This window comes from Achromobacter sp. SIMBA_011, assembly GCF_046535435.1.
Lineage (GTDB): Bacteria > Pseudomonadota > Gammaproteobacteria > Burkholderiales > Burkholderiaceae_B > Achromobacter > Achromobacter dolens.
Genome location: NZ_JAWRWN010000464.1, coordinates 1 through 272 on the forward strand (window position 1 = coordinate 1; position 272 = coordinate 272).

Here is a 272-nt window from a genome sequence, read left to right on the forward strand (position 1 = left end):
CCGTGGTGTCGCTGGTGCCGATCTACTACGTGTCGAAGGGAACGGGTACCGCGCCGAGCGCATTGTTCAAGGTGCAGGTCGAGGGCCATCCGGATCAGTACAAGCTGATCGACGATCGCGGCTGGAAGTACGACACCGTCGACGACTACCAGCACAACAACGCGCTGTCCGACGACGGCAAGCTCTACGTGCCGAAGAGCCTGACGACCGATGGGGCGACCGGCGGTTACTCGCAGTACGAATCGATCGACGCGCACAAGACGGAGTGGTAT

1 protein-coding gene is annotated in these 272 nt (G+C 61.4%); it reads left to right on the plus strand.

Features of this window, described 5'->3' with window-relative positions:
* Window positions 1-272 (plus strand): hypothetical protein (locus SB816_RS31730; RefSeq protein WP_410548212.1); only part of this gene is annotated, 272 nt, incomplete at both ends.